The sequence below is a fragment of the Candidatus Eisenbacteria bacterium genome, assembly GCA_035577985.1.
In the GTDB taxonomy this organism is placed as follows: Bacteria; Desulfobacterota; Binatia; order DP-6; family DP-6; genus DATJZY01.
Genome location: DATJZY010000081.1, coordinates 1 through 9,184 on the forward strand (window position 1 = coordinate 1; position 9,184 = coordinate 9,184).

A 9,184-nucleotide genomic window follows, 5' to 3' on the forward strand; every position below is an offset into this window, starting at 1 on the left:
AGGGTGATCGTGCCGGTCTTGTCGAGCAGCAGGACGTCGACGTCGCCGGCCGCCTCGACGGCGCGGCCCGACATCGCGATGACGTTCGCCTGGATCATGCGATCCATCCCGGCGATCCCGATGGCGGAGAGGAGGCCGCCGATGGTGGTCGGGATGAGGCAGACGAGGAGAGCCGCGAGCACCGTCATGGTCACCGGTGTGCCCTGGCCGACCTCGTTCACGCTGTAGATCGAGAACGGCAGCAGGGTGACGGTGGCCAGCAGGAAGATGATGGTGAGGGCGGCCAGCAGGATGTTGAGGGCGATTTCGTTCGGCGTCTTCTGCCGCTTTGCGCCCTCGACCATCGCGATCATGCGATCGAGGAACGTCTCGCCCGGATCGGTCGTGATACGCACCACGATCCAGTCGGAGAGGACGCGCGTGCCGCCGGTAACCGCGTTGCGATCGCCACCGGCCTCGCGGATGACGGGCGCGCTCTCGCCCGTGATCGCGCTCTCGTCGACCGAAGCGATCCCGACGACGATCTCGCCGTCGCTTGGGATGAACTCGCCCGCCTCGACCAGGACGAGATCGCCCTTGCGGAGGCTGCCGCTCGTCACGGAGCTGGTTCGCACGCGTCGCGGATCGAAGGAGCCGTTGCCGGGAAGACCGGCGAGCTTCCGGGCGGCCGTCTCGCGCCGGGCCTTGCGGAGATTTTCGGCCTGCGCCTTGCCACGACCCTCGGCCATCGCCTCGGCGAAGTTGGCGAAGAGCACGGTGAACCAGAGCCAGAGCGAGACCGCAAGGATGAATCCGGCGGGCGCCTCGCCGTGACCACCCAGCGCCTGCACGAAGAGTCCCGTCGTGAGCACGCTGCCCACGAGGACCACGAACATGACGGGGTTCTTCACCTGGTGGCGCGGGTCGAGCTTCGCGAACGACGCCGCGATGGCGCCGCGCACGATCTCGGGATCGAAGAGGGGACGGGCCTTGGCGTGAGTCTGCATCAGTGTCCTCGAATCAGGCAGTCAACATGAGGTGCTCGACGATCGGGCCGAGCGCGAGGGCGGGAATGAAGGTGAGCGCCCCGACGATGATGACGACGCCGATCAGCATGACGACGAAGAGTGGCGTGTGGGTCGGAAGCGTCCCGGGGCCGGCCGGCACACGCTTCTTCTGCGCAAGGGAGCCGGCGATGGCGAGTGTCGGGATCGCGAGCCAATAGCGCGTGATGAGCATCTCGATCCCGCCGAGCGCGTTGTAGAACGGAACGTTCGCCGACAACCCGGCGAACGCGCTCCCGTTGTTGCCCGCCATGGAGCTGAACGCGTAGAGAATTTCGCTCAAGCCATGCGCGCCGGTGTTCGCACGCCCGGCGAGCCCGGCCGCGGTCGTGACGCCGAGCGCCGTGAGAGGGAGGATGAGGAGTGGTGGTATCAGGATGATCAGCGACGCCATCTTCATCTCGTAGGCTTCGATCTTCTTGCCGAGGTACTCCGGCGTCCGTCCGACCATGAGGCCGGCGACGAAGACGGCGATGATGGCGAAGACGAGCATGCCGTAGAGGCCGCAGCCGACGCCGCCGAAGATGACCTCCCCGAGCTGAATCAGGAACAGTGGCACCAGGCCGCCGAGCGGCGTGAACGAGTCGTGCATCGCGTTCACGGAGCCGTTCGACGCGGCGGTCGTCGCGGTAGCCCAGAGCGCGGAGTTGGCGACGCCGAAGCGGACCTCCTTGCCCTCCATGTTGCCGCCGGGCTGGAGATTGCTCGCGACAGCGTCCACGCCGAGGGCAGTGATCCTCGGGTTCCCCTGATACTCCGCCCACACGCAGACGGCGAGGAACCCGACGAACATGATCGTCATGGCAGCGAGCAGCGCCCATCCCTGGCGCCGGTCACCGACCATCTGCCCAAAGGTGTAGCAGAGGGCGGCGCCGATCAGCAGGATCGACAGCATCTCGAAGAAGTTCGAGAGCGGGGTAGGGTTCTCGTAGGGGTGGGTGGAGTTGACGTTGAAGAAGCCGCCACCATTGGTGCCCATCTGCTTGATCGCGATCTGCGACGCGGCGGGGCCCATGGGGAGCGTCTGCTCGGTCACGGGCGAGGTCTCGGTCTTCGGCTGTCCCTGGTCGTCGAGGACGGGATTGCCGTCGGCGTCCTTCACGGGGGTCGTCACCGTCGTCGGCTGCGCGAGCGTCGCCGTCTCGTAGGCCCTGAAGTTCTGCACCGCACCTTGCGATACCAGGAGGAGGGCGAGCACCAGCGAGAGCGGCAGCAGGATGTAGACGACGCTGCGCGTGAGATCGACCCAGAAGTTGCCGATCTCCTTCGTCAACGCGCTGCGAAACCCGCGGATCAGTGCGACGAGGATCGCCATGGCGGTCGCGGCGGAGACGAAGTTCTGCACCGTCAGGCCGAGCATCTGGGTCAAGTAGCTCATCGTGGATTCGCCGCCGTACCCCTGCCAGTTCGTGTTGGTCGCGAAGCTGGTCGCGGTGTTGAACGAGGAGTCGGGCGATACGGCGCCGAAGGTCTGCGGATTGACCGGCAGCACGCCCTGCAAGCGCTGCAGCGCGTAGACGAACAGCACGCCGATCGCGTTGAAGAGGAGCATCGCGATCGCGTACGTTTTCCACGTCATGCCTTCGTCCGGATGGACACCGCACACTCGGTAGACGAGCCGCTCGATCGGGCGCAGTACTGGGTCGAGAAGCGTCCGCTGGCCTTCGTAGACGCGCGCCATGTAACCGCCAAGCGGCTTCACGAGCGCGAGAAGGACGACGAAGTAGATCACGATCTGTAGGGCGGCGTTTGCGGTCATCAGAACCACTCCGGCTTGAGTAGTGCGGCGAAGAGGTAGACGAACAGTCCGATCGTCACGACTCCGCCGAGGGCGTAGAGCGCGGGCATTGCAACCTCCTAGGACAGACGCTCGCAGACCACGATGAAGGCCCACGAGACGGCGAAGAAGCCGATCGTCAGTGCGAGATAGACGAAATCCATTGGCAGTCCCCCTGCTGGCCCTGTGGAGCAGGAAGCATGCCGGTCGGATGGACCGCGAGATTCGGTGCCTGAGTCAGTGGCCTCACCGTCGGAAGCTGCAGAGTGAAATGCTCTCGATGCTGGATGCACGGATCGGCGTTGCGGATTCGCTTGCGGCGTCCAAACGCGACTGCGGTCGGCCACGAGCCGAGTTGGAGGCCCCCATCCGCAGGACCTTGTCGTCGTAGGACACGCGCGTCTGCGTGGAGGTGATGGGTATGCTAGCTGCAGCGCTGCGTGCTGCATTCTGCACGTCGCCACCCTGCTTCGAGCGTCGGAAAGGCCGAGGATCGCATCGCAGGACGCTGGCACACCGCGTGCTCCACACCGTGTGATCCCTCGGATCCTTCTTCCCGCGATCGTGCCGGCCCGTCCGCATGCCCCGAGCGTGGTCGGGTGCGTCGCCGCGCGTCGACGGCGCGGTTCGTAAGCGAAGGACGGCTCTTGACCCGTCACGCGCCAACGACTTCGACCGCTCACCGCAGCGCGAGCGAGCGTAGTGCGGGCGGGAGGCTCGAGGAGTCCGACGTCCTGAGCATCCGCGGCAACCATCCGACCGGGCTGTCCGTGACCGGGATGGTGCCGGCGAGTCTCGACCGGCCGCGCTCTCGACAGTGGTCCCAAACCGCAAGCGGGCCACTGGGGCAAGCAGGGCACGCCATCCTGATCATCGACGCCGACCGGCGCTGTCGTACGATGCTCGCGACGTATCTGTCGAGCCAGGGCTTCGACGTGCACGGCGCTGACGACAGCACACATGCACTTGCGCTCCTGGCCGAGCGCCAGTTCGACATCGTGTTCGCCGCGGCCCCGGAGTCCGGCGCCGAGGACCTGTCGATGCTGCGAGCGCTCCGCCAGGCACATCCCGACGTCGTGGTCGTGCTGATGACGGCGCGCGCCAGCGTCGAGAACGCCGGCGGCGAGATGTGTGCGGGCGCCTACGATCATCTCGTGAAGCCCCTGGATTTGGAGCATGTCCGCTCGTTGCTCGAGCGGGTATTCGATCTGAGCCGTTCCCCATCCGGGGGGGCGCCGCGGCGGGCGCTGGAGCCGGCGTTCCTCCAAGCCACGAGCCCTGCCATGCAACGGGTGGTCGCCACGTCGCGAACGGTCGCCGCATCGGACGTGACCGTCCTGATCACCGGCGAAGGCGGCACCGGCAAGAGCCGGCTGGCGAGGACCATTCACGACTGGAGCCCGCGACGCGCGGGGCCCTTCGTCGCCGTTCCGTGCGCGACCATCGACCGGGATCTGAGCGAAATGGAGCTCTCCCACCAGGTGCGGCGCGCGCGCGCGGGCACCCTGTACCTCGACGACATCGGCGACCTCGCGCCCGAGCTGCAGGCGAAGCTTCTCCATCTCCTCGGCGAGTCGAGCTTCGAGCGGATCGATGGCAACGACGCCACGATGGCGCCCGGGCCGCCGGAGCCTCGCCTCATCGCCGCGACCAAGCGCGACCTCGAGGCCGACGTGCGCACGGGGCGCTTCCGAGAGGACCTGTTCTACCGGCTGAGCGTCGTGTCGATCGCGCTTCCTCCTCTGCGCGAGCGGTGCGAGGACATCCCGGCGCTCACCGATCACATTCTGCAGCGCCTCGCCCAACGGCATCGGCGCGGTGTGCCCGAGTGCGGACCGGACGTCAGACAGAGGCTCTGTGACTATGAGTGGCCGGGCAACGTGCGCGAGCTCGAGAACGCCCTCGAGCGCGCCGTCGTGTTGTCTGGTCCGGGACCGATCACCCTCGCGCACCTGCCGGGGCGGCTGCAATCGGCGCGCGGGGGGACGATCGACACTGCGGCGTCCGCTCCCTCGCTGAAGGACCTCGAGCGCGACCACGTCAGGCGCGTCCTCGCGGAATCGAGCACGTTGGGAGAAGCGGCCGCACGGCTCGGCATCGATCCGTCGACGCTCTGGCGCATGCGCAAGCGATGGGGGCTCGAGTGACGGGGCACCGAATGCGCCCGGACGGTGGATGACGATGCGTCTGGCTCCCAGTCTACTCGACGGCCTGGCGGCGACGGATGGAGCTCCGCGCCCGGAAGTTCCCGCCATCGAGCGGCGACGATCTCCCGTATGTCCCGAGACGACAGCCTCGAACCCCGAAGTGGTCACCTACGATCGAAGCGCCGATGCGCCCCTGATGGCTGCCGCCGAAAGCGGGGCCGTCGTAGAGCTCGTGGTCGTGCTGCGTGGAACGGTTCACCGGGCGACCGGACATCCCGGGGCGTGGCGTCTACGCCTGGGAGACGGCCACTATCGCGTATTCTCCGCGGAGGCGGTCGTCGCGCTGACCCCCGTGAAGGGGCACTCGCCCGCCTCACCTTCGGCTGCTCCGCCCCGCGCGGTGGCGAAGGTTCCGGCAGGGAGTACCGCGGTTCCGCGCGGGCAAGCGTAGCGCCTCGACGTCGGATCGCCGCATCGCGATGCGCAGTCCAGCTCTTCCAGATTGCATTGCGTGGCGACGCCGCTCCCGGAACGGCCGACGTGTCCGGGCCACGACGCCGTGGCACACGAAATGCTGATGGGGGCAGTTGCCAAGACACAGCGGCCCTCTCCAACACGATCGCCAAGACGTGCGAGAGGCCTGGAGGTTCCGATGAAGAAGATCGAGGCGATGATCAAGCCGCACAAGCTCGACGACGTGAGGGACAGCCTGATCGAGGCCGGCGTGCAGGGAATGACCGTGCTCGAGATCCGAGGGTTCGGCCGGCAGCAGGGTAGGACCAGCTACTACCGCGGCACGGAGTACGTCGCCGACTTCGTTCCGAAGATCAAGCTCGAAGTCTTCGTCTCCGACGATCTCGTCGACGCGGTCGTCGAGGTGATCGAGACGGCGGCACGGACGGACAGCATCGGTGACGGGAAGATCTTCGTTCTGCCCGTCGAGGATGCCGTGCGCATTCGCACCGGAGAGCACGGCCGCACCGCAATCGAGTCGGTGCCGGTCCAGCCCACGCGCCGCGTCGCGTAGCGCGCGCTGCCCCCGGACGGGGTGGCAGCAGCGAAGACGGGCAGGCCGTCTTCCCTCCTCGAGCGACAGACACGTTCCGGCGCATCCGCTCCGGGGGCGGCGTCCTCAGGCGATGTGCGCGCGGATGGCTGCGGCGAGAGCGGCAGCGCGTCGCGCGCTGAGCCGGCGCGAGAACCTTCGACGACGCGTCGGCGTCAGGATTCGCGCGCTCGCCCGGCGCATGCGACGCGCGGTCGCCCGCGCGTGCGGAATTGCGGAAGGTCGCGACGTGCCATCGTGGTCGCGGCGCGGCCCCGCACGCGGCGGCGGCGGTGAACGCCGCCGACGTTGGAACGCTCACGCTCGTGCGCGTGAGTAGGGATGGCTATCAGCTCGCATGCTGTCCGTCGCTGGGTGCGGCGTGAGCGACGGGTGCCCGGAGTGTGAGCACGAGGAGGTAGCGGGCCGAGTCCGCCTGGCGGCCGCGCGCAGCACAAGCGATTGTCTTCGCGTCGCATTGTCGCCGAGCGCATCGCGACAACCGGCGCGGCACGGTTCATGCGGAGGTTCTCCCGCATGCGGCATCGGCATCACATGGCACGCGGTCTCGAGGAGGAGCATCGAGGCGGCGTAGGGCACCCCACGCCAGCGCCTGATTGCATCCTGCACGCGGCCGTTTCGTCCTGCAATACGTCGAGCCCTTCGTGCGACGTGCGCACTACGGACGACCGGGATTTCCCAACACGGCACCGCTGTTGCTCGGGAGCGAGAGAGCGTCGCGGACGTTCGACGCCGCGACACAGGAGACGAACTATGATCGACGCGACATATGCCTTGGTGATCCTCGGGTTCTTCGCACTGAGCGCGGCATACGCCTACGCGTGCGGGAGGTTGTAGCAATGGAGAACGCGCTCGTCGGCATGCTCGGCGTAGTGTTGATCATGTATCTGTTCTGGACCCTCGTTCGTCCGGAGGACTTCTGATGCGAACGCGGGACATCGACCACGGAGGAACGAGGTAGATGACGGCCTCTGGTTGGATTCAGCTCGCCCTGATCCTCGGCGCATTCACCCTACTCACCAAGCCCCTGGGGGTGTACCTCATCCAGGTCCTCGACCCGGAGCGGGAAGGCGGAACGTTCCTCGATCCGGTGCTGGGACCCCTCGAACGGCTCGTGTACCGCATCCTCCGCGTCCGTCCGGACCGAGGACAGACTTGGCTCCAGTACACGATCTCAGTCCTGGTGTTCAGCGCCCTGACCACGCTGCTGACCTATGCCCTGCTTCGCCTTCAGGACAAGCTGCCGCTGAATCCGCAGAATCTCCCCGCCGTCAGCCCCCACCTCGCCTTCAACACGGCCGTGAGCTTCGTGACCAACACGAACTGGCAGAGCTACGGCGGTGAGTCGACCATGAGCTACTTCTCGCAGATGGTCGCGCTGGTGATGCACCATTTCTTTTCGGCGGCGGCGGGAATCGCGATCGCGGCGGCATTGGTGCGTGGCATCGCCGTCAGCCAGGGCCGGACGATCGGAAACTTCTGGCGGGACATGACCCGGCTCTGCCTGTATCTGCTGCTGCCAATGGCGCTCGCGTACGCGGTGTTCCTCGTCTGGAATGGAGATCCCCAGAACTTCCGGCCGTACAGCGTCGTGACGACGGTGGACCAGTCGGTGGCGGCGAGCCCGGCCGAGCCCGCTCAGCAGACGATTGCGCAGGGGCCGATCGCCTCGATGGTGTCCATCAAGATGATCGGCACGAACGGCGGCGGGTACATGAATGCGAACTCCGCACATCCGTTCGAGAACGCGACCGGCTTTGGCAACTACCTGCAGATGGTGATCTTCGGCCTGATCGCGAGTGCGCTCACGTACTACCTGGGCCGGATGGTGCGGAACCAGAGGCACGGCTGGGCGATCTGGACGGCGATGTTCGTCGTCATGCTGGGCGGCATCCTGTTCTGCTGGTACGCGGAGAGTGCCGGCAACCCGCTCGTGCACGCGGCCGGTGTGGCCTCGGCCCCCGGCAACATGGAGGGCAAGGAGGTCCGCTTCGGCGTGTTCAACTCCGCGGCGTGGGCCGCGATGACCACCGCCACCACCTGCGGGGCGGTCAACAGCATGCACGACAGCTTCACGCCCCTGGGCGGGCTGGTCCCCCTCATCAACATGCAGCTGGGCGAAGTCATCTTCGGCGGCGTCGGCTCGGGGCTCTATGGGATGCTGGTATTCGTCTTCGTCGCGATCTTCATCGCCGGTCTCATGATCGGCCGTACGCCGGAATACCTCGGCAAGAAGATCGAAACGCGCGACGTCAAGCTCGCTTCGCTCTTCGTGCTCGTTACGTGCTTCGCCGTCCTGGTGCCGACCGCGTGGGCGTCGGTGAGCGATTGGGGCACGGCCGGCCTCAACAACAACGGGCCCCACGGGCTCGCCGAGATTCTCTACTACTTCAGCTCCGCGAGCGGCAACAATGGATCCGCGTTCGCGGGCCTCACGACGAACACGCCCTGGTACAACACGCTCGGCGGCGTCGTCATCCTCGTCGGGCGCTACTTCATGATCGTCCCCGTGCTGGCGCTGGCCGGCACGCTCGTGCAGAAGCAGGCGGTCGCGCAGAGCGCAGGGAGTTTTCCGGTCAGCGGCGGAACGTTCGTCGTGCTGCTCGTGAGCACGATCTTGATCATCGGTGCGCTGACGTTCTTCCCCGTGCTGGCGCTGTCGCCCATCGTGGAACATTTCCTGATGCATGGCGGCTCGACGACGTTCTGATGCGGTGTCGAGCGAGAAGCGAGGAGCAAGAATGACGCACGCACAGGCACGGCCCCTCTTCGATCCCGAGATCGTCGGCCCGGCCATCGCGGCAAGCTTCAAGAAGCTGAACCCGGTCCACCTGTGGAAGAACCCGGTCCTGTTCGTCACCGAGGTGGGCGCGGCGGTCACCACGCTGGAGCTGATCTTCAATCGCGGCGGGGGAGCGTTGCCGTTCGTGCTTCAGATCAGTCTCTGGCTCTGGTTCACCGTCCTGTTCGCGAACTTCGCCGAAGCGATGGCCGAGGGGCGAGGCAAGGCCCAGGCGGACACGCTGCGGAAGAGTCGGCACACGACGACGGGGAAGAAGCGCGGCCCCGACGGAACGATCACGACCGTCCCGGCCGAAAGCCTGCGCAAGGGCGACGTCTTCATCGTGTCGGCGCACGAGACGATCCCGGC

7 protein-coding genes are annotated in these 9,184 nt (G+C 66.8%); 4 read left to right on the top strand and 3 right to left on the bottom strand.

Annotation, left to right across the window (positions count from 1 at the left end; translation table 11 throughout):
• From VMS22_12050 to kdpF, 3 genes are all read right to left on the bottom strand, one after another.
• A partial coding sequence (locus tag VMS22_12050; GenBank protein ID HXJ34756.1) for an HAD-IC family P-type ATPase occupies positions 1–986 on the bottom strand: 986 nt, incomplete at its 3' end.
• A gap of 13 nt (positions 987–999) precedes the next feature.
• On the bottom strand, positions 1,000–2,802 hold the full coding sequence (gene kdpA / locus VMS22_12055; GenBank protein HXJ34757.1) for a potassium-transporting ATPase subunit KdpA: 1,803 nt from the start codon (positions 2,800–2,802) through the stop codon (positions 1,000–1,002).
• The gene (gene kdpF / locus VMS22_12060; protein ID HXJ34758.1) at positions 2,802–2,891 is read right to left on the bottom strand and encodes a K(+)-transporting ATPase subunit F; all 90 of its coding nucleotides are present in this window, start codon (positions 2,889–2,891) and stop codon (positions 2,802–2,804) included. Before kdpF ends, kdpA (VMS22_12055) begins: the two co-directional genes overlap by 1 nt.
• Before the next feature lie 708 nt (positions 2,892–3,599).
• On the opposite strand from kdpF, the gene VMS22_12065 reads away from it, so the two are divergent.
• From VMS22_12065 to VMS22_12080, 4 genes are all read left to right on the top strand, one after another.
• Positions 3,600–4,967 carry a sigma-54 dependent transcriptional regulator gene (locus tag VMS22_12065; GenBank protein ID HXJ34759.1) on the top strand — a complete coding sequence of 456 codons (1,368 nt, stop codon included), beginning with the start codon at positions 3,600–3,602 and terminating at the stop codon, positions 4,965–4,967.
• A gap of 652 nt (positions 4,968–5,619) precedes the next feature.
• The gene (locus VMS22_12070) at positions 5,620–5,994 is read left to right on the top strand and encodes a P-II family nitrogen regulator (GenBank protein ID HXJ34760.1); all 375 of its coding nucleotides are present in this window, start codon (positions 5,620–5,622) and stop codon (positions 5,992–5,994) included.
• Positions 5,995–6,994: 1,000 nt separating this feature from the next.
• Positions 6,995–8,743, top strand: a complete 1,749-nt coding sequence (gene kdpA / locus VMS22_12075) for a potassium-transporting ATPase subunit KdpA (protein HXJ34761.1) — start codon at positions 6,995–6,997, stop codon at positions 8,741–8,743.
• Between the two features lie 31 nt (positions 8,744–8,774).
• On the top strand, positions 8,775–9,184 hold a 410-nt coding region (locus VMS22_12080), incomplete at its 3' end, for a K(+)-transporting ATPase subunit B (GenBank protein ID HXJ34762.1).

Bases quoted from the DNA above. Each gene is read 5' to 3' on its own strand.
- kdpA (HXJ34757.1), bottom strand. From the start codon at position 2,802: ATGACCGCAAACGCCGCCCTACAGATCGTGATCTACTTCGTCGTCCTT.
- kdpF (HXJ34758.1), bottom strand. From the start codon at position 2,891: ATGCCCGCGCTCTACGCCCTCGGCGGAGTCGTGACGATCGGACTGTTC.
- VMS22_12065 (HXJ34759.1), top strand. From the start codon at position 3,600: ATGGTGCCGGCGAGTCTCGACCGGCCGCGCTCTCGACAGTGGTCCCAA.
- VMS22_12070 (HXJ34760.1), top strand. From the start codon at position 5,620: ATGAAGAAGATCGAGGCGATGATCAAGCCGCACAAGCTCGACGACGTG.
- kdpA (HXJ34761.1), top strand. From the start codon at position 6,995: ATGACGGCCTCTGGTTGGATTCAGCTCGCCCTGATCCTCGGCGCATTC.